Source organism: Mesorhizobium loti (assembly GCF_003148495.1).
GTDB classification, from domain to species: Bacteria; Pseudomonadota; Alphaproteobacteria; order Rhizobiales; family Rhizobiaceae; genus Mesorhizobium; species Mesorhizobium loti.
On sequence record NZ_QGGH01000002.1, the window covers coordinates 638,618 to 657,469 of the forward strand.

Below are 18,852 nucleotides of genomic sequence, written 5' to 3' on the forward strand. Positions count from 1 at the left end.
GCATTGGGTAGCGCGCGATGGTGGCAATTGCGAGCAGAAAATCGCGGCGCATGACCGCGAAATGAAGCCTCGGAAAAGATCATGCGCAAATCAAAAATTCATGACCTTGGAAATCCGTCGAGGAACAGCGGTGGTCGGTTCGCGACCCGTTCCGCTGACCGACGGCGAGGTTGCTTTGAATAGGGATGAAAAGGTCAGCGCTGCAGCTGCAGCGCGAGCCGAATACCCAGAGCACAGTAGATGCCGCCAACAACCTTGCCCTGCCACTTCAACACTGTCGGATTTCGGCGCAGGAACGCGCCGAGCCGACCGGCGCTCATCGCAAAGACGACCGTGCTGAAAAAGCCGAGTAGGACGAAGATGACCCCCAATGTGGTCAACTGAAGCATCACCGATCCGTTTTCAGGTCGCACGAACTGAGGCAGAAAAGCGAGGAAGAACAGCGCAGTCTTGGGGTTGAGCACTTCGGTCAGGACGGCCTGTCGAAACGCCTTGCCAGCGGAGATCGCAAGCGCACCGGCGGCCGGGTTGGCCGGTGTTCTCTCGATGATAGCGCGAATGCCGAGATAAACCAGGTAGGCCGCGCCGATGTACTTTATGATGCTGAACAGCGTCGCGGACGTGGCAATGATCGCCGAGATGCCGACCATCGCCATGACGGTGTGAAACACGTCGCCGGCAGCGATCCCGGCGCCGGTCGCGATGCCAACCTTGGTTCCGGAACTCGTTGCCCGCGCTATGGTAAGGAGCGTGGCCGGACCCGGAATAAAGACGAAGCCGAGCACAACTGCGACATAAGCGATCAATGTGGCCAGATCGATCATCGGTCGATTTCTCCCGTAAGCTCCGCCTTGCCCATCACCTTCAGTGCAAAGGAATAGGTGTAGGCGATCTCCTCCAGCCGCGAAAACCGGCCGGAGGCACCGGCGTGGCCGGAATCCATGTTGATCTTGAACAGCACCGGATTGTCGCCGCTCTTGCGCTCGCGCAGCCGCGCCACCCATTTGGCCGGCTCCCAATAAGTGACGCGCGGATCGGTGAGCCCGGCCAGCGCCAGGATCGGCGGATAGTCGAGCGCTGCGACATTGTCATAGGGCGAGTAGGCAGCGATCGTCCGGTAGTCGTCGGCGGATGCAATCGGATTGCCCCATTCAGGCCATTCCGGCGGCGTCAGCGGCAGGGTTGCGTCGAGCATTGTGGTGAGCACGTCGACGAAAGGAACTTCGGCGACGATGCCGCCGAAGCAATTCGGCGCCATGTTGGCGATGGCGCCCATCAGCATGCCGCCGGCCGAACCGCCTTGCGCGACAATGCGGTCATGCGCCGTATAGCGTTCGGCAACAAGGTGGCGCGCACAGGCGATGAAATCGGTGAACGTGTTCATCTTGTGCGCCCGCTTGCCGTCGTCGTACCAGCCATAGCCCTTGTCCTTGCCGCCGCGGACGTGAGCGATGGCGAAGACAAAGCCGCGATCGACCAGCGAGAACCAGTTGGTGTTGAAGGCGGCTGGCACGGTGATGCCATAGGAGCCGTAGCCGTAAAGCAGGCAAGGTGCGGATCCATCCAGCGGCGTGTCGCGGTGGTGCAAAAGCGAGATCGGCACCAATTCGCCATCGGCGGCCGGCGCCATCAGCCGCCGCGTCACATAGTTGTCCGCATCATGGCCGGACGGCACTTCCTGGGTCTTCAGCAGCATCCGCTCACGGGTGCGCATATTGTAGTCGAACACCTGGGCCGGCGTCGTCATCGACGAGTAGGAAAAGCGCATGATCTCGGTGTCGTACTCATAGGAACCCGACAGACCGAGCGAGAAAGCCTCCTCGTCTAGGGACAGAAGATGCTCCTCGCCGCTGCTGCGGTCGCGCACGACAATGCGCGGCAGGCCTTCCTTGCGTTCGAGCCGGACCATGTGGTCCCTGAAGCCGATCACCGACAGGATCAGCCGGCCGGGTTCATGCGGCACCAGTTCCTGCCAGTTGGCACGGACCGGGTCGCTCACTGGCGCCGTCATGATCTTGAAATCCTTGGCGCCGTCGGCATTGGTCAGGATGAAGAAGATGTCGCCGCCTTCTTCAAGGTCATACTGAAGGCCGATCTCGCGCGGCGAGACCAGTTTCGGTTCGGCAAACGGATCGCTGGCGCTCAAGAGGCGATATTCCGAAGTCTCGTGATCGTTGATACCGATCATGATCCATTCGCTGTTGCGGGTTCCGTCGACATTCATGAAGAAGCCGGGATCGGCTTCCTCATAGATCAGCCGATCGCTTTGCGGGCTGTCGCCCAGCGCATGGAACAGCACCTTGGACGGGCGGTGGTTGGGGTCGAGCCGCGTATAGAAGAAGCCGTCATTGCCGGCGTTCCAGACACCTGAACCGCCGGTGTCGGGTATCTGGTCGGCAAGCTCCTTGCCATCGGCGAGGTCGCGCACGCGAAGCGTGTAGAATTCGGAGCCCTTATCGTCGAATGCCCACAGCAGCTTGGCGTGGTCGGCCGAATGGTCGACGCCGCCAAGACGGAAATAGGCCTTGCCCGCGGCCTCCGCATCGCCGTCGAGCAGGATATGCTCGGCGCCGCCGTCGCGCGGCATGCGGAAATAGCGCGGCTGCTCGCCGCCAAGCTTGAAGGACGAACCATAGGCATAGGGCCCATCCTTCATAGGCACGGAAGAATCGTCTTCCTTGATACGGCCCTTCATCTCCTTGAAAAGCTGCTTTTGCAGCTCGACCGTGTCGGCCATCAGCTTTGACTGGTAGGCATTCTCTGCGTCGAGCTCGGCGCGGATCCCCGCATCGAGCAATGACGGGTTCCGGAACATCTCCTGCCAGTTGTCGGCTCGCAGCCAGGCATAGTCGTCGGTTCGCGTGATGCCGTGATACGTGTCGGAAACCGGCCGCTTCTCGGGCGTTGGCGGGGTGACGATCGGAAATATGGATGTCTTGGTCATTGCGTCTCGCTTTGCCAATATCTTGAATGGGGAAGTATCTTGAATGGCGAATGAACACGCCGATCAGGGCGGGTTCAAGAGCCGCAGCCTATGGGTTGTGTCGGCTGCCGAAGATGAGCCGGGAGGAAAGATGATGACTATTCGGTCTCGGACCGCTGCGGCTTTCGCCGTTGCTTCGCTAACTCTGGCCTTTGCCGGTCAGTCTCATGCGACCGTATTCGCGGCTTGGCAAGTGGCCAATGTGCCGTTCGGCGACACGCTCAATGTGCGCAAATACCCGTCGGGCACGTCCCAGAAGCAGGCGGCATACCCGAACGGGACCGTTCTGCAGATGACTGGACGATGCACCGGCGCGATAAACCTGCTCGACATCGCCAATCAGCCGGCATGGAAGCAGGAACAGACGGTTCGCTACCGTTGGTGCGAAGTCTGGCATGATCCGGCCCAGAACGGCAACTTCGTCACCGGATGGGCCTATGGCAAATACATCACCCCGCATTGATTGACCCTGCAGCGATGGATCCGGACCGGTCGGGTGACAGGCATGTCGCCTGCTTGCTCACGCATGACAGACATGCAGCAACCTGTGGTTTTGTAGACAGGTGTGAACAACCAAGTTTGCGCGTGCAATAGCCAAGCAAAATCAAGCATTGAAACCTGCTCTGTGAGTTGCCGCGAATGTAACGGCGAGCTGACGTTGCGTCAGCCGTTGCTGGTTGGCGCGCGAAATATCGATAAATTACACAATGCACGAAAGATTGAAGCTGATCCGGGAACAATTGACCAACATCGTTCAATATAGCGCAAGGGGCGAATTGACTTACTTGGTCTGCGGGCTCATTGATGTGCGCGCGACACGAATCGTAGAAGCTCTACCTGCACAAAGTTCGTGCAATGCCCTGCCTGTAAAAAAAGGGCGCAGATCGAAGTAACTCTTGTTGGGGCCTGAAGACCATGGATATTGTCGAAACACCTTCCAGAAACAGCGATGCGCTGATCGAATTGACCGCCGATGTGGTGGCCGCCTATGTCAGCAACAATCCCGTGCCGGTCGGCGAATTGCCGAACCTGATATCCGATGTCCATGCCGCACTCGGGCGTGTGGGCGGAACCGCCGAACAACCGCCTGCCGACAAGCAAAAGCCGGCGGTCAACCCGAAGCGCTCGGTTCATGACGACTACATCGTCTGCCTCGAAGACGGCAAGAAGTTCAAGTCGCTGAAGCGCCATCTGATGACCCACTATGATCTGACGCCGGATCAGTATCGCGAAAAGTGGAACCTCGACCCGACCTATCCGATGGTTGCACCCAACTACGCCGCTGCCCGGTCCCAACTGGCCAAGAAGATGGGCCTCGGCCGCAAGCGCAAGGCACGGTAATCGCTGCCAGCCAGATTGATCGACATTAACGGCGCCTTCGGGCGCCGTTTGATTTTGCGGGTGGCAACGCGCTGATCGAGTAGAGCAATTCCAGGGAGAGCTTTTCAGGCGGTCTGCTTGAGCGCCGCCTCGGCATCGCGCTTGATGCGCTTGACCATGGAGCGAAGGCCGTTGGCGCGCTGCGGCGACAGATGCTCGTCGAGGCCGAGCTCTTTCAATGTCGCTTCCGCATCGGTCTTCTGGATTTCGCTGGCGGTCCTGCCGGAAAACAGCGCCAGCATGATCGCGACCAGCCCACGCACGATATGAGCGTCCGAATCGCCGGTGAAGGTGATGACCGGGTCGGCCCCAGCTCCGCGTTCAGTGGTCAACCAGACCTGGCTGACGCAACCCGGCACCTTGTTGGTGGCGCTGCGCTGCTCGTCCGGAAACGGCGGCAACGCCTCGCCGAGTTCGATGACGTAACGATAGCGGTCTTCCCATTCCTCGAGGAACGAGAAGTCGTCGCGGATCGTCTGTATCGTGGTGGTCATAATGCCGGATATAGTCACGCGGCGGCTCCGCGTCACGGAAAAACAAGGACACCGCGGGCGTCGAGAGGGCAGACAGCCCGCGGTGCGCCGTCGAAACGGCTTAATTCTGCGCCGGCAGGTTAACTGTCTCGGGCAAGACGATTTCATCCGGCACGCTGCCGGTCATCGTCGATGTATCGGGCCCGGCGGCGGACTTGTCGTCCAGCATCGCCGCCGCGATCTTGGCGGTCTCCTTGGCGCGGGCGGTGATGGTGTGCATTGCCGACTTGCCGGTTTCACAGACATCGGGCTTGCGTTCGCAAATGCCAGCGATGTCGCCAACTGCTTCGCGTGCCGCAAACAAGGCCTGGATCGGCCCGACGCTTTCGCGGCCCGATTCATCGGGGCCGACAGTCAGCGGCAGCGCCAGCAGCACCAGCGAAAACCAGAAAGCCATTCTTATGAGGAAGACCATGCCCTTGCCCTCTCGTCGTGACCGGATCATGCATCCATATGGCATGACCTCTTTTGTAGGCAGGATGTTGGCACACAGGCGCAAAGGACGGCTTGCAGGCAAAGCGACAATTTTCCTCAAATTTTAGGCAAATTCGAAACGAGCCGTTGTGCAATCGATTTATCTCAAATCCGAATGAGTTTTCTTAACCCGAGATAACCATCTATCTCCATGCTTTTCCTGCATTTTTCCTGAAATCCCGGAGTCCAGGTGCCGCCTGCAGCCACCCGATGGGCACCGTCGCCGGATAACCCTCCGTTTACTATGGCTGCATTTGCCCGGGCTTTCGGCTGCCGGCATCCCGATATTTGCCCCAGGCCGGGGCCTTGGTCGGCCCTGCCTTATCCATTCCTTAAACGCTGGATGCGAGTTTCAGAGCCAACCAGAACGATCTGCAAAGCAGAGCTGTCCACGACGATTACGGGTGCGTTGAGTTGAGTTCAATCAAGGCCAGATACGTTGAATTACCTGGCGCGATTGCCGCCGGTTGCGAACGTATGGTCCATCCGTCCATTATTGGGCAGAGCGACCGCGAGCGCCAGCGCCGCTTCATCGGCGTCATGCTCGCCGCTCCTTTCTTTGCCGCGGGTGCCGCGGTCACGCTGGTCACTTCGGGCCTGGGCGCCGCCGTCACCATGGCCGTCATCTTCGCGGCCTTTGGCCTGTGCTGGTTCGTCGCCTTGCTGGTGGCGGCGACCGGCAAGATGGCGATAGCGAGCTGGATCGCCCTGGCGATGGCGGGCATTTCTCTCGGCAGTCTCATTGCCGCCGCGGGCGGGCTGAGTTCGCCTGTCGCCATGCTTGTCGTGGCGCTGCCGTTCGAAGCCTGGTGGATCGGCGCCTCGCGGCGTGCAGCGCTGTGGGGAGCCGTGTCGGCCGCTGTGGCCATCTTGGCTCAGCCTCTGGCTGGAACCGTGTTCCCGTTCGCAGGAGCGCAGACCGCGGCCTGGCACTGGCTGGTGCCGTTGGCTTGGGCGCTTACCTTGATCCCGCGCGCATCGGCGTTTCGAAACACGGCAGATGCGGCTGATGTGGTCGACACTGCCGACCGGCTCGAAGACATCATCGATGCGGTGATCTTGCGCGTCGCCCGTCACGGCGAGGTTCTGGACGCTTCGCCAAAGGCACGCACGCTTTTGAAATTGCCGCCCGAACTGCTGTCCGGAAACGGCCTCTTCGACCGCGTCCATCTGTCGGATCGCGTCTCCTATCTCAGCGCCCTGGCTGACATGCGCGACGGCGCGCTGTCGCGCCGGCTCGAATTGCGCATCAGGCTGCCTCAGAACGGCAATGGCCTGGTCGCTGACAATTATCGGCCGTTCTCGCTCGATCTGGTGCGAGCTGAGGAACAGGGCGACGTCTTCACGCTTGTCCTGCGCGAGAATGACGAGATTGCCCGGCTACGCGAGGATCTAGCGGCGGCCAATGAGGCGGCCGCGTCCGCCGAGGTGGCGAAGGGGCGCTTCCTGGCGGTGGTCAGCCACGAATTGCGCACGCCGCTGAATGCCATTATCGGCTTCTCGGACATGCTGCTGCATGAAATGTTCGGCGCCTTCAAGGATCCGCGCCAGAAGGAATATGTCGGCCTGGTGCGGGATTCGGGCCAGCATCTGCTTGCCGTCGTGACCTCGATACTCGACGTGTCCAGGATTGAATCAGGCGTCTACGCGACCGAACCGGAGCCGTTCCGGTTCGCGGACGCGGTCGACATGTGCCAGTCGATGATGCAGCTGCAGGCGCAGGCCAAGAACATCGATCTGCAGGTGCAGATCGCGCCGGACGCCGGCGACATCAATGCCGATCAGCGTGCCGTGCAGCAGATGCTCATCAACCTCGTCTCCAATGCGATCAAGTTCACCCCCGATGGCGGCGATGTCGTCGTCGGCGCCAAGCGGATCGGTTCGCGCCTGCATTTCTGGGTCAGGGACACCGGCATCGGCATCGCCGAGGAGGATTTTGCCAATCTCGGCAAGCCCTTCATGCAGATCCAGAACGACTACACCCGCCGTTTCGAGGGGACCGGTCTCGGCCTGTCGCTGGTCAAGGGCCTGGTGGCGCTGCACGAAGGCACGATGTCCATCGAAAGCATGCCGGGCGAGGGCACCACCGTGACCATCAGCCTGCCGGTGAACGGACCGAAGGGGCATCAGGCGGAGAAGGCCGGCGTGCTGACGATGCCTGTGGCCATGGCGAAAGGGGACAGAAATGGCTCGCTCCGCAAAACAGCCTAAGGCGGTCAAGCGCCGCAGCAATGCCTTTCAGGACGGCGTCGTCGCCGTCGGCGGCATGATCTCGCGCAATCCTGTCCTGGTGGGCGGCTCGACGGCATTCCTGGTGACGTTGTTCTACGTTTCCGCCAATGCCCTGTGGTATCAGCCTTTCCCGCATGCCGGCGCGTTTTTTGCCACCCGCAGCATCCAGGGCTTTCCGCACGCGGCGTCCGACGAACCTGAGACGACGTTCAACATCGTGCGGCCATCCGGCGCGCCGGCGCCGATCAAAGGCGATCCGGTGGTCGAGCAGGTGCAAGGCATACTGAAGGATCTCGATTTCTACCCCGGAACGGTCGACGGCATTTCCGGGCCCAACACGCGCAAGGCCATCCAGGCCTATCAGCAGAAGGTCGGGCTCAACGCGTCCGGCGAGATCGACGCGCTTCTGTTGGATCAACTGGGCGCGACGCCGAAAACCGCTTCCGTCGTACCCAGACCGCAGCCGCGTCCGGATATGCCGGCCGCTGTTCCGGTGTCTTTGCAGACAAATTCGGGGCAGACAAATTCCGGGCAAGCGACTTCAGGGCAGGCGAATGCCGCCGATCCGAATGTCGCGACGCAGGCGCCCGATGCCCGCATCGTCAAGATCCAGGCCGGGCTCAAGGCGTTCGGCAATGACGACATGCAGCTGGACGGCGTCGTCGGCGCGCGCACCAAGGCGGCGATCAAGGAATTCCAGTCGCTGTTCGGGCTGCCGCAAACGGGCGAGCCCGATGAGATCGTCTACGTCAAGATGCGCGAGATCGGCCTGACCAACTGACTGGGAAATGACAGCTCGCCGAGCAGCGGAAATATCGATAGACAGCCGCACGCCTTCCGGAGTTGTCTCATGCGCGTCACCTCAGATCTGTGGGTTTCGGCCCTACTGCGCCGGGTTTTCGGCGCCGGCGGATTTGCCGCCGTGGTCAAGCGGGGCGCAACCGAAGCCGGCGCTGTTTTCGTCCTGGCGCGGGGCAGGCTGGGCGAGGTTGCCCTGTTCGGACCGGCGCCGCAGACAAGCTACGATTCGGCCAAGCCCGACGACCGGTTTTTCAGTCTGCTCGGGGCCGGTGACGATGCCGCCGTACTCGATGCCAGGCTGGAAAGGGAGAAAAAATTCGATCCCGACATCTGGGTGGTCGAGATCGAGGCCGGCACTGTGCCCGTCGAGGAACTTATTTCCGTGAAGACGCCCTGAGGCCGGAGGTCTCGGCCGCATCGTCGCTGTTCGATGCCATGCGGGTGTCGCTGTTTGCCGGTGCGGCGTCGCGAACCACCCTCGAGAGGGTTTCGGCTTTCCAGTACCGTACCTTGTCCAGGGCGACATCGCGATGTAGCAGGCGGTAGCGGTCGAGGAAGGTGCGGATGGCTTGCGGATGCGGGAATTGCGCTGGGTAGACGGCTACGGTGATCAGGAAGGCCCTGTCTTCGCTGAGGTCTAGCGAGCGCAGTGCCGCAAGCAGCGACGCGTAGTTCTGGTTGGCGGTGAGCGATCGTGCGATCGAGAAATCGATATCGAGCGCATCGGCGAGCGCGGTCTGGAAGAACGCGGCGTTTCCCGTCAGCGCTGTCTCGCGCAATTTCACATAAGTATCGGCGCCCGTAAAAGGATCGGCGGTCGCCGCTGCCGCCTCGTCGCCCGTGCGCATCATCGAGCGCAGCCTGCGCCGTGCATTCTCGGCTGCGATGCCGAGCGCCTGTTCTCGGGCGGACTCGTCGGAGGCCGTTTCCGTGCGCACCGGCACGATCTCGTCTGCTGCGATGGCTTTCGCATCCGGTTCCCGCACGCGCACCAGGCTTGGCCTTTCCAGCGCCCTGATCAAATCGGCGATGGTCGGGTTCAGGCCCTTGCGGCGTGCAATGGCGCGGGCATGCGGCAGGCCATGTCGCCCGATCAGCGCGATGAGATCGATGTCGCTGACGGCGCGGGAGCGGATGAGCAGCGGCGCGGCAATGTCGACCGGTTCCTCGCAGAGACGGCGCACCAAAGCGGCGGGGGCGTATTCGCATTCGGAAAGGGCGGCCGCCACGTAACGGCGAGATTCGACGGACACATTGTCGAACAGCGGCAGCGTCAGGTCTTCGAGCTGGCCGATCTCACGGCGTGAAGGGCGGGTGAGCGAGCAGAACGCCGACACCGCGGCGCGGAACAGCCTTTCGGCCTTTCCCGAGTCTTTTCGTACCGCGATTTGCCTGAAGTCCGAAGATGACACGAAGGATACGCCCGTACTCGACACAAGCTCGGCCACGCTCGACCGGGACTGTGTCGGTTTCGCGAGTGCCAAGAACAAAGATCAAGTTAGCGACGATCCGTTAGCGCTCCGTTAACCCTCTGCCGGCCTTAATGATATTTGGAGGCGTTGCGTTGTGCTCCGGGGAAACCGAGAGGAATGCGCGAACCATGGGCATGGTACTGTCTTTCGTGCCGCGTACGGCACCAAGCAATCGGACAAAGCAAACCGCCGAAATTCCGGCGGCGGTGATCATCTTTCCCGGCATCCGCTATGAGCGGTCTCATGCCGGCGAAGTGCGGCCGGTCGATCCCGACAAGCCGGGATCGCCAGGGACGAAGCCGGTCCCGCATCACTAGAGCATGATCCCGAAAAGTGGAATCCGGTTTTCGGAAAAGATCATGCTCAAACAATAAGATAGAGCCCATCCCGATTCCATCGGGATGGAACAGGCTCTAGAAGTCCTGCAACTCGCAGGAACTCTGCTCGAAGAAGCGCGATACGATCGGCTTCCAGCTGTCGTCGGGCACGAAGGCGCGGATGACGAAGATGCCTTCCTCGATCGGCGCTTCGACAAAGATCGTTCCCTGAAGGTCCTCGGGAAGGTCCTTGCGCACGTCGATCATCTGCGCCGGCGTCAGCACGACGGCATCCAGCACGCCGCCGGTCGCGGTGTGGTCGTTGAAGGAATAGATGTTGTGGCCGCTGCGGTCATAGACCGACACCGACCAGAACGGCACGTGTCCAGGTGCCTTGATCCGGACCATGCCTTCGCCCAGGTCGAAACGGCATGCCGTTGCGTAGAACAGCGGATCGACGGATTTCACCACGGGCGCGCCACCGGCCTCGGCATCGAGCCGCGTCATCCTGTAGAGATCCGACGCCATGGACAGCCGCGACCAGGCATCGCGTTCGGAAAACTCAGGCACCAGAAGCAGCACGGCGATGTGCACGATGCCGGCGCCGAGCAGGCCGAGCAGGACGGCATGCAGAAGTCTGCGCATCGTTGCATAAAAGCTACGCATCGCAGCCGACCTTGACGATCCGCGGTAGCGAAACGTCCGAAAGGCCGGTGCTGCTGGCGATCGGCGTGTCGTAGAAGGTCAGCACGAAATACATCCTGCCGAAGCCGTCGGTCAGCAGCCAGTTGCCCGGCATCGGGTGATGGCCGGCGGAAATGACGACCGAGTTATCGGGTTGTCGTACAACACCATAGGATTGCAGCGCCGCCAGCCGGGGTTTGCCGGTTTCGACCACGCCGAGCGACTGGTCGGCGGCATAGAGCGTCCAGAACCGCGCCGTCGGAAATCCGCCCTCGATGGTGTAGGTGCATTCGCGCTTGAGCTCGGCGCCGCCCGTGTCGCGCTCGGCGACGAAGGACAACCCTTCGGCGCGGCCGAGCGCAAGCACCCCCTCGCGCGCCACGCGGGCTTTGGAATAGGGGTCGGCGGACGGCGTGCCGATATCGGGAAAGGCTGTCCATTGGCCGATCCGGATGGCGCCGACGCCATCCTGGACTTTCAGCGCATACCAGACGCTGCCGCCACCGCCGACGATGGCTATGGCAAGCGAAAGCAGCGTCAGGAAGGCATTTTTGAGCATGAAGGGCCGGGGACACCGAAGAGTTGCCGCTCGGGGATATCGCGGCGTGGGGCCTTGTGGCAAGCGGGCCGATGGATTTGCTCGCCCAGACCGGTCGGAAAGCCCCACTCTGTCGGAAAGGATCACAGCGCCGACAGCGTCTCCGGCGATTGAGGCGTACTGAGGGCGGGCGCCGACTGGAACAGCCTGGTCATGTCCCGCAGCGTCTGGGTGGTCCGGCTGGACAGCACCGGCGGCCGTTCGGCGGCTGCGTCGGCCGCCGCCTGCGCGTCGGTCTTCTTCTGCGCTTCCTCGGCCTTGGCCGCGATCTCCTCGTCGATGAAGGGCTTGTCGATACCCGGGATCGGCTTGAGGTCGATGTTCTGGTGCGCGTAGACCATCAGTCGCTGCCACACCATCGCCGGCAGCGAGCCGCCCGTCATGTTCTTGGTCGGCGTGAAGTCGTCGTTGCCCATCCACACTGCCGCCGTGTAGTTGCCGGTGAAGCCGACAAACCAGGCGTCGCGGTAGGATTGCGTCGTGCCGGTCTTGCCGGCGACGACGATGTTGGGAAGTTGGGCCCGCCGCGCCGTGCCCATCACCGGCACCGCGGCGAGCATGGTGTTCATCGATTTGAGCGCCTGCTCCGACAGCACCCGGTGTGGCGGCGGCGCATCCTTGGCGAAATCATAAACCACCTCGCCGGTGCGGGTCACCAACTGGGTGATGCCGTGCCGGGAGCCGACGAAGCCGTTGTCGGCGAACACGCTGTAGCCCGTCGCCTGGTCCATCACCGTCATGCCCGAGGTGCCGAGCACCATGGTCTTGTGCGCTTCGAGCGGCGATTCCACGCCCATCGCCTCGGCCATGGCCTTGATCGGCGGAATACCGAGATAGTCCTTGGCCAGCCGCACCGGCACGGTGTTGATCGATTTGGCCATTGCCATGATCAGCGTGACGTTGCCCGCCGATCCGCCGCTGTAATTGTGCGGCGACCAGCTGCCCCAGCTGATCGGGCCGCCGGAAATGATGGAGTTGGGGGTGAAGCCGTGTTCCATCGCCGTTGCGTAGACATAAGGTTTGAATGACGAGCCGGTCTGGCGCAGCGCCTTGGTGGCGCGGTTGAACTGACTGGCGCCATAGTCGCGGCCCCCGACGATCGCACGCACCGCGCCGTTGGTCTCGATGACGACGACCGCGCCCTCGGTGACATTATATTCCTTGCCGAACTGGCGCAGGTGGAACTCCACCGATTCTTCCGCCGCCTTCTGGATGTTGGCGTCGAAGGTGGTGTGGGCAACGAGCGAGTGCTGGCCCGGTTTGGCGATTTTCTTGACCTCGTCGAACGCCCAGTCGAGGTAATAATCCGGGCTTTTCTGCTCGCCACGATCGACGACATCGGCCGGATGCAGCCTGGCCTGCAGGACTTGACCTTCGGTCATGAAGCCGGCGTCGACAAGGTTCGACAGCACCACATTGGCACGCGCACGCGCCGCGGGCAGGTTGATGTGGGGAGCATATTTGGTCGGCGCCTTGAACAACCCGGCCAGCATCGCCGCCTCGGCGAGGTTCAGGTCCTTGACGCTCTTGCCGAAATAGAAATCGGCGGCCGCCTCGATGCCGAACGTGCCGCCGCCCATATAGGCGCGGTCGAGATAGAGCTGCAGGATTTCCTTCTTCGACAGATTGGCCTCGAGCCACAGCGACAGGAAGGCTTCCTTGATCTTGCGCTCCAGCGTGCGCTCATTGGTGAGGAACAGGTTCTTGGCCAGCTGCTGGGTGATGCTGGAACCGCCCTGGACGACGGAGTTGGCCCGCACATTCTCGAAGATGGCACGCGACAGGCCGAGCACATCGATACCGTAGTGATCGAAGAAGCGGCGATCCTCGGTGGCGAGCACCGCCTTGATGACGTGATCGGGCATCTCGTCGACCGGCACCGAGTCGCGCTGGATGATGCCGCGCTGGCCGATCTCGTTACCGTAGCGGTCGAGGAAGGTGACGGCGAAGTCGCCCTGGGCGCGCCAGTCGCCGGCCGTGTCCTGGAAAGCCGGAATGGCCAGTGCCAGCATCACCACAATGCCGCCGGCGCCGAGCGTGAAACCCTCGCTCAACACTTCAATGATGCCGCGACGCCAGCCGTTGACGCGGAAGCGCCGCGAGAAGATCGTCGCGGCTTCCCAGAACTGGCGCGCCTTGAAACCGATCTCGTAGAGCGAGGAATCGATCCACGCGTCGAGCGCCAGCAGCCGGGCGGCGATCGGACCTCTTCTCTTGCGCGGTTCGGGACTGGCCATTGGGAAATCCGGCTAGCGATTGCACGACCTGAGAACCGCAAACCGGCAATTTCAGGGCGGGCGCCGTCCCGACTATTCATCCATTTTGCGGCCACTCACAAGGGCGGGGAGGACACAGCTGCACGGTTTGTTGGTGCAAAGGTAGGGGGCAGGCATGAAAGGCGTCCGCCGCCACCTCGAAACGCGCCCGTCGAGCTGGCCGGCTCGATGTCTGCCCGATCGGCCTGTCAGAGACGATGTTCTCAAATGGTCATCGCGGCGAAGCCGCCGCTATGGCCGCCTGCAGCAGAACCCGTGCGCCGGTGACAGCGTAGGCAGGTTCCACATATTCCGCCTCGTTGTGGCTAAGCCCGTCACGACACGGCACGAAGATCATCGCGGCAGGCGCCACTCGGGCGAGGAACAGCGCGTCATGGAATGCGCCGGATATCATCTGCTTGTGCGGCAGCCCCAGGGAACTGGCGGCCGCCTCGACGATTTTGACCATATTGGGAGAGAATGCCGCCCCAGGCATGTCGAACGATCGTTTGATCGTTGCCGTGCAATGCTGGGTCTCTGCCTCCGCCCCGCAGACCTGGCGCAGCTCGGCCTCGATGGCGTCGAGCCGCTCCATCCGTGGATGCCTGATGTCTACGGTGAAGGCCACGGATTGCGGTATGGCGTTGATCGATCCCGGCTTGGCAGCGATCCGGCCCACAGTCAGCCGCGCGCTGCTGTCGGGCGGCATGATCGTCGTCTGCAGCCTGTGCATTGCAGCAACGGCGGCGACCATCGGATCCCTGCGGTAGGCAAGGCCGGTCGTGCCGGCGTGACCGGCAGTGCCCTCGATGGAGACTTCCAGCCAGCGCGTGCCCTGCACGCCGGTGACGACACCGATCGGCAACCGCTCCTTTTCCAGCGACGGTCCCTGTTCGATATGCAGCTCGATGTAGCCTGATATCGGCTTGCCGATCGGACGAAGGGCAGCCTCCGGCAAGGCGGCGATCGTCGCCTCAAGCTCCGTTGCGAGGGACGCGCCGTCGGCGCCGACACTTGATTTCCATGCGGCGGGATCCGAACCGGTGAAGGCCATGGAGCCCATCACGCCCGGCGCGAAACGGCTGCCTTCTTCATTGGACCAGGCGACGACCTCGATCGGCATTGCGGTTTCAGCCTTCGCGTCCTCCAGTGCTTCCAGCGCCTCGAAAGCGGCAAGCGTGCCGAGCGCGCCGTCGAAGCGCCCGCCGGTCGGCTGGCTGTCGAGATGGCTGCCGATCAGCAGCGGCGGCAGCGTGGCATCAGTGCCCTCGCGGCGGACGAAGAGGTTCGCGATGCCGTCCTGAAACACCGCGAAGCCGCGCTCCATCGCCAGCTTCGCCAGTAGGCGCCGGGCGCCGCGATCCTCGACGCTGAACGCCTGCCGGTTGACGCCGCCTGCTGGCGTGGCGCCGATCCGGGCGAAAGCGTCGAGCCGTGCGAGCAGTCGCTCGCCGTCGATCTCCGGCACCAAAGTCACCGCTTGAGGCCGCGGATGAAGGCCTTCACCCTCTGCGGATCGACCTGGTTCCACCAGACGCCGTCATGTTTCAGCGAGCTGGCGACAATGACGCCGTCGACGATGTCGAGGATATCGTTGGCGTTGTCGGACGTCACGCCGCTGCCGACCAGCGTCGGCAGTCCGGCTGCATCCTTGATCATCCTGATATAGTCGAGGTCGGCGGCGTGGCCGGTGCGCTGACCGGTCGCGATCACCGCATCGGCATCGAAGAAGACCAGGTCCTTGACCTGTTCCTCGACCGGCCGGTCGCCGACGATCGCGTGAGCGCCGTGTTTGACATGGGCATCGGCAAAGATGTGGATGCCGTTGGCCCGAAGCCTGGCGCGGAAGCGCATGGCGCGTGCCGCCTCTCCCTCGATAAGGCCCTCATTGGCGACATAGGCGTTGGCCCATTGATTGACGCGGACGAAGGAAGCACCGGAGGCGCTGGCGATCGACAGTGCCGGGATGGAGGCATTGGCAAGCACGTTGATGCCGATCGGCCGGCCGAGTTCTCGGCGGATGCGGTCGGAGACGACGGACATATAGGCGGAGGTTTCAGGCCCAATATCGTCCGGCTTGGCGAACGGCACGTCGCCATGGTTCTCGACGATCACGCCGTCGCAGCCGCCGTTGAGATAGGCTTTGGCGTCGTCGATGCCGCGCTGATAGATGGCCTCGACCGCCCCGCCATCGTAACGCGGCGCGCCCGGCAGCGGTGCCAGATGAACGACGCCGATCACCACCTTGCTTTTGCCGAAGATCGACTGCAGCGCGTCATTGGCGACCTGTTTGGAGCCGATGGATTTGGGGGATTTTGTCATGCGGCTTCCGCTTCCGTCGTTTCCATGAGTATTTTCATCTCCCGCCGGTCGGGGCCGGAGCCGAGCGTGCCGGCACGGCCGACCGAAATGGCGGCGGCGCGTACCGCGATCCGCGCCGCCGTGGCGAGGTCGATCCCGGCCGCAAGGCAGCCGGCGAGGCTGCCGCAAAAGACATCGCCCGCGCCGCTGGTGTCTACCACAGTCACCCTGGGCGCCGCGATCCGGTCGATCCGTCCTTCGCCATCGGCCACCAGGCAGCCCTGCGCGCCAAGCGTCACGATGGCGGCTCCGGCGCCTTGCCGGATCATCTCGCGGGCTGCCGCGGCAGGTTCGGCGGCTCCGGTCAGAAGCGCCGCCTCGCCTGCATTGGCGATAGCGAGGCTGACGTCGCTCGAAATCGGTGCGTAGCCAGCCGTGAGCGGGCTCGGATTGAAGATCGTAACGGCTGCGGCGTCGCGCGACGCCCTGAGACAGGCCCTCGTTGTCTCGGGAGAAAGATTGCCCTGCATCACCACGATGTTACCGTGCTCGATCGACCGTGCGAAACCACCGTCCGCCAGCGGATCGAAGGCGGCGGCGCAACTGGCCCCAGTGACGATGAGGTTTTCGCCTCGCCCATCGACCATGATCGCCGACCGGTCGCTGGGCAGAGGCAGCATCGTCAGATGGCTGGCGTCGAGATCGCGGCTTAACTGTTCCCTTATCCAGGTCCCGGCGGCATCGCTGCCGATCGCGGTGTGGAAGCGGACATCGGCTCCGGTGCGGGCGGCGGCTACCGCCTGGTTCGCACCCTTGCCGCCAAGCCCGTCGGCATGTTCCGATGCGTTCAGCGTCTCGCCCGCTGCCGGAAACCGGTCCAGCCGATACGTCGTATCGACGCAGACATTGCCGACGACATGGACGCGCATCGCTAATCCCTGGCCGTCGCCCAGCCCAGCATCTGTTCGAACAGCGTCTTGTAGCCATTCCAGGCGATGAAGCTCGTCGGCAGCCAATGCGGACCGACATCCGAGGTCCAGGCGACGGTGCGGCCCTGGCCATATTTGCCGGTCACCAGCAGCGGCAGCGAACGGTAGTCGGAAGACACCGTGGCGAGAACTTCCGCACCGTCCTTGACCACGACCTCGTTGAAGCCGAGCAGAATAGGCCAATCCTTGCCGAGGCCCTTGAGGATCGGATGGCTCTGCGGGCCGACGACGACCGGCGCATAGCCCTCCGGAACCTCGACGCGGTCGTCCACCGGCAGGCATGTAACCGGCAAGACATCCTCGACCGGCGTCTTGTGATAGCGCGCGCCGCCATTGATGCCCTGGAAACTGTAGTAGCCGCCGAACATCAGCAGGCCGCCGCCGTTGCCGACATAGTCGCGCAGCAGGCGCAGCCGGTTCGGCGTTGGCTTGGAGTGGACCCAGGTATCGGGGTGAAGCAGCAGCGTGTTGGCGCCGAGATCGGAAAGCACGACCGCGTCATAGGCCGAAAGCGCTTCCATGGTCTGCGGGAAATTCCGCTGTGCCTCGTGCGCCGGCATGAAGGTGACGTCGAACGGACTGTCCTTCAGCGCCGCCAGCAGTTCATCGGCTCCGGTGTGATAGGTCACGGTCGGAAACTGGTCGAAGCCCTTGATGTGGGTCGCGGTCGAGACCCAGGACTCGCCTGCGAGAAGAACCTTCTTCCTGGACATGCATACTCCCTTTACTGCTTGGAGCCGCGGCTCATAGGCCCTCGGCGAACACGGTCTTTGGATTATCGACGAGCATGCGGTCGATCGCCGCCTGCTCGACACCATGGCGTTTCAGCCGCGGCACGAAATGCTTGAGGATGAAGCCGTAGCCGAAGCCGCCGAAGCGCGTCAGCATGATCTTCAGAAAGACGTCCTGCGAAAGCAGGATACGATCGACCAGCCCCATCTCGATCAATGAGCGGATCGCCTGAACATTCTGCTCGTCGGACGGCGATTGCGCATCCTGGTCGGCATAATAGAAATCCATGCCGATCATGTCGTATTCCAGGAAGGCGCCGCGCGCGGCAAGGCTTCTCTGGTAGGCAAGATCGTTGTGGCTCGGGTTCATGTGGCAAAGCACCGTGTGCCTGAGATCGGCGCCTTCCGCCTCGACCACGTCGAGCACGTCATGCGCCAGCCGTTCCCAGCCGGGCAGATGGATGGTCAACGGCACGCCGGTGATTTTCGCGGCGCGGGCCGAAGCCCGCAGCGACTTGCGCTCCTCGTCGGTGAAATCCTTGCTGACGCCGACTTCGCCGATGATGCCGGCCATGATTTCGGGCTGCGTCGCCCCGCCGCCGACATCATTGACCAGGAATTCGGTGACGTCATCGACGTCCATGGCCTTCAGCCAGTCGGGATGGGTGTGCTGCAGGTAGAAGCCTGTGCCCATGACGATGCGCAATCCGGAGGCGCGGGCGATGCGCGCCAGCTTTGCCGGATCGCGGCCGATGCCGATATTGGTCGCATCGACCACCGTATGGCCGCCCAGCGCCCGATACTTCGCCAGTTCCGAAAGCGCCAGGTCGCTGTCGTCGAGCGAGACGTTGTCGCGGTTCATATAGGGGTTCATCCGCAGCTCGCCGATGATCTCCATGCTGACCGGATGCTCGGCGATCTTCTTCTCGTCGGGATGGCAAGGGCATTTCCACGATGTCGCGCCATCGAGCAGGATATGCTCGTGCATCAGCGTCACGCCCATGTCGGCAATCGCGACCGGGCCGGCAACGGTCATCACGGTGCCGGAGCGAACACCGATCGGCATCCTTTGCCTGGGCGTGTTGTCGAACAGATGATCCAT

General features: G+C 62.7%; 19 protein-coding genes. 6 read left to right on the top strand and 13 right to left on the bottom strand.

Going from position 1 to position 18,852, the window contains the following annotated elements; genetic code table 11:
• Positions 1-194 precede the first annotated feature (194 nt).
• The gene (locus C8D77_RS11535; protein WP_109662501.1) at positions 195-824 is read right to left on the bottom strand and encodes a LysE family translocator; all 630 of its coding nucleotides are present in this window, start codon (positions 822-824) and stop codon (positions 195-197) included.
• Complete coding sequence (locus C8D77_RS11540) at positions 821-2,944, bottom strand: S9 family peptidase (RefSeq protein ID WP_109662503.1); 2,124 nt, start codon at positions 2,942-2,944, stop codon at positions 821-823. The genes C8D77_RS11535 and C8D77_RS11540 overlap by 4 nt, the downstream gene beginning before the upstream one ends.
• Before the next feature lie 133 nt (positions 2,945-3,077).
• Between C8D77_RS11540 and C8D77_RS11545 the strand changes: the two genes are divergently transcribed.
• Both C8D77_RS11545 and C8D77_RS11550 read left to right on the top strand, forming a co-directional pair.
• Positions 3,078-3,446, top strand: a complete 369-nt coding sequence (locus C8D77_RS11545; protein WP_109663324.1) for an SH3 domain-containing protein — start codon at positions 3,078-3,080, stop codon at positions 3,444-3,446.
• A 452-nt stretch (positions 3,447-3,898) separates the two neighbouring features.
• Entirely contained in the window at positions 3,899-4,324 is a 426-nt protein-coding gene (locus C8D77_RS11550) for a Ros/MucR family transcriptional regulator (RefSeq protein WP_013532660.1), read from the top strand.
• A gap of 104 nt (positions 4,325-4,428) precedes the next feature.
• On the opposite strand, the gene C8D77_RS11555 is transcribed toward C8D77_RS11550, so the two are convergent.
• A complete protein-coding gene (locus C8D77_RS11555; protein ID WP_109662506.1) occupies positions 4,429-4,857 on the bottom strand; it encodes a SufE family protein in 429 nt (142 codons plus the stop codon).
• Positions 4,858-4,957: 100 nt separating this feature from the next.
• Complete coding sequence (locus C8D77_RS11560; RefSeq protein ID WP_109662508.1) at positions 4,958-5,311, bottom strand: DUF5330 domain-containing protein; 354 nt, start codon at positions 5,309-5,311, stop codon at positions 4,958-4,960.
• A gap of 536 nt (positions 5,312-5,847) precedes the next feature.
• On the opposite strand from C8D77_RS11560, the gene C8D77_RS11565 reads away from it, so the two are divergent.
• From C8D77_RS11565 to C8D77_RS11575, 3 genes are all read left to right on the top strand, one after another.
• Complete coding sequence (locus C8D77_RS11565) at positions 5,848-7,581, top strand: sensor histidine kinase (protein WP_109662510.1); 1,734 nt, start codon at positions 5,848-5,850, stop codon at positions 7,579-7,581.
• On the top strand, positions 7,556-8,383 hold the full coding sequence (locus C8D77_RS11570; protein WP_109662512.1) for a peptidoglycan-binding domain-containing protein: 828 nt from the start codon (positions 7,556-7,558) through the stop codon (positions 8,381-8,383). Before C8D77_RS11565 ends, C8D77_RS11570 begins: the two co-directional genes overlap by 26 nt.
• A gap of 69 nt (positions 8,384-8,452) precedes the next feature.
• Positions 8,453-8,800 carry a DUF1491 family protein gene (locus C8D77_RS11575; protein WP_056580674.1) on the top strand — a complete coding sequence of 116 codons (348 nt, stop codon included), beginning with the start codon at positions 8,453-8,455 and terminating at the stop codon, positions 8,798-8,800.
• Here C8D77_RS11575 and C8D77_RS11580 read toward each other — a convergent pair.
• A complete protein-coding gene (locus C8D77_RS11580; protein WP_109662514.1) occupies positions 8,778-9,815 on the bottom strand; it encodes a hypothetical protein in 1,038 nt (345 codons plus the stop codon). The genes C8D77_RS11575 and C8D77_RS11580 overlap by 23 nt on opposite strands.
• Positions 9,816-10,003: 188 nt before the next feature.
• Between C8D77_RS11580 and C8D77_RS11585 the strand changes: the two genes are divergently transcribed.
• The gene (locus C8D77_RS11585) at positions 10,004-10,192 is read left to right on the top strand and encodes a hypothetical protein (RefSeq protein ID WP_109662516.1); all 189 of its coding nucleotides are present in this window, start codon (positions 10,004-10,006) and stop codon (positions 10,190-10,192) included.
• A 96-nt stretch (positions 10,193-10,288) separates the two neighbouring features.
• Here the strand turns inward: C8D77_RS11585 and C8D77_RS11590 are convergent, their stop codons facing one another.
• From C8D77_RS11590 to C8D77_RS11625, 8 genes are all read right to left on the bottom strand, one after another.
• On the bottom strand, positions 10,289-10,858 hold the full coding sequence (locus C8D77_RS11590; RefSeq protein ID WP_109662519.1) for a DUF1254 domain-containing protein: 570 nt from the start codon (positions 10,856-10,858) through the stop codon (positions 10,289-10,291).
• Complete coding sequence (locus tag C8D77_RS11595; protein WP_109662521.1) at positions 10,851-11,435, bottom strand: DUF1214 domain-containing protein; 585 nt, start codon at positions 11,433-11,435, stop codon at positions 10,851-10,853. Before C8D77_RS11595 ends, C8D77_RS11590 begins: the two co-directional genes overlap by 8 nt.
• A 122-nt stretch (positions 11,436-11,557) precedes the next feature.
• Complete coding sequence (locus tag C8D77_RS11600; protein WP_109662523.1) at positions 11,558-13,711, bottom strand: transglycosylase domain-containing protein; 2,154 nt, start codon at positions 13,709-13,711, stop codon at positions 11,558-11,560.
• Between the two features lie 250 nt (positions 13,712-13,961).
• Complete coding sequence (locus tag C8D77_RS11605) at positions 13,962-15,206, bottom strand: Zn-dependent hydrolase (RefSeq protein ID WP_109662526.1); 1,245 nt, start codon at positions 15,204-15,206, stop codon at positions 13,962-13,964.
• On the bottom strand, positions 15,203-16,051 hold the full coding sequence (locus C8D77_RS11610; RefSeq protein ID WP_109662528.1) for a BtpA/SgcQ family protein: 849 nt from the start codon (positions 16,049-16,051) through the stop codon (positions 15,203-15,205). The genes C8D77_RS11605 and C8D77_RS11610 overlap by 4 nt, the downstream gene beginning before the upstream one ends.
• A complete protein-coding gene (locus tag C8D77_RS11615) occupies positions 16,048-16,959 on the bottom strand; it encodes a ribokinase (protein ID WP_109662530.1) in 912 nt (303 codons plus the stop codon). Before C8D77_RS11615 ends, C8D77_RS11610 begins: the two co-directional genes overlap by 4 nt.
• A 2-nt stretch (positions 16,960-16,961) precedes the next feature.
• A complete protein-coding gene (locus C8D77_RS11620; protein WP_109662532.1) occupies positions 16,962-17,732 on the bottom strand; it encodes a glutamine amidotransferase in 771 nt (256 codons plus the stop codon).
• 31 nt (positions 17,733-17,763) lie between these two features.
• The gene (locus C8D77_RS11625; protein WP_109662535.1) at positions 17,764-18,852 is read right to left on the bottom strand and encodes a phosphotriesterase family protein; all 1,089 of its coding nucleotides are present in this window, start codon (positions 18,850-18,852) and stop codon (positions 17,764-17,766) included.

Bases quoted from the DNA above. Each gene is read 5' to 3' on its own strand.
- C8D77_RS11575 (WP_056580674.1), top strand. From the start codon at position 8,453: ATGCGCGTCACCTCAGATCTGTGGGTTTCGGCCCTACTGCGCCGGGTT.
- C8D77_RS11610 (WP_109662528.1), bottom strand. From the start codon at position 16,051: ATGACAAAATCCCCCAAATCCATCGGCTCCAAACAGGTCGCCAATGAC.
- C8D77_RS11540 (WP_109662503.1), bottom strand. From the start codon at position 2,944: ATGACCAAGACATCCATATTTCCGATCGTCACCCCGCCAACGCCCGAG.
- C8D77_RS11535 (WP_109662501.1), bottom strand. From the start codon at position 824: ATGATCGATCTGGCCACATTGATCGCTTATGTCGCAGTTGTGCTCGGC.
- C8D77_RS11600 (WP_109662523.1), bottom strand. From the start codon at position 13,711: ATGGCCAGTCCCGAACCGCGCAAGAGAAGAGGTCCGATCGCCGCCCGG.
- C8D77_RS11570 (WP_109662512.1), top strand. From the start codon at position 7,556: ATGGCTCGCTCCGCAAAACAGCCTAAGGCGGTCAAGCGCCGCAGCAAT.
- C8D77_RS11555 (WP_109662506.1), bottom strand. From the start codon at position 4,857: ATGACCACCACGATACAGACGATCCGCGACGACTTCTCGTTCCTCGAG.
- C8D77_RS11560 (WP_109662508.1), bottom strand. From the start codon at position 5,311: ATGGTCTTCCTCATAAGAATGGCTTTCTGGTTTTCGCTGGTGCTGCTG.
- C8D77_RS11620 (WP_109662532.1), bottom strand. From the start codon at position 17,732: ATGTCCAGGAAGAAGGTTCTTCTCGCAGGCGAGTCCTGGGTCTCGACC.
- C8D77_RS11585 (WP_109662516.1), top strand. From the start codon at position 10,004: ATGGGCATGGTACTGTCTTTCGTGCCGCGTACGGCACCAAGCAATCGG.
- C8D77_RS11590 (WP_109662519.1), bottom strand. From the start codon at position 10,858: ATGCGTAGCTTTTATGCAACGATGCGCAGACTTCTGCATGCCGTCCTG.
- C8D77_RS11615 (WP_109662530.1), bottom strand. From the start codon at position 16,959: ATGCGCGTCCATGTCGTCGGCAATGTCTGCGTCGATACGACGTATCGG.
- C8D77_RS11625 (WP_109662535.1), bottom strand. From the start codon at position 18,852: ATGGATCATCTGTTCGACAACACGCCCAGGCAAAGGATGCCGATCGGT.
- C8D77_RS11595 (WP_109662521.1), bottom strand. From the start codon at position 11,435: ATGCTCAAAAATGCCTTCCTGACGCTGCTTTCGCTTGCCATAGCCATC.
- C8D77_RS11565 (WP_109662510.1), top strand. From the start codon at position 5,848: ATGGTCCATCCGTCCATTATTGGGCAGAGCGACCGCGAGCGCCAGCGC.
- C8D77_RS11550 (WP_013532660.1), top strand. From the start codon at position 3,899: ATGGATATTGTCGAAACACCTTCCAGAAACAGCGATGCGCTGATCGAA.
- C8D77_RS11545 (WP_109663324.1), top strand. From the start codon at position 3,078: ATGACTATTCGGTCTCGGACCGCTGCGGCTTTCGCCGTTGCTTCGCTA.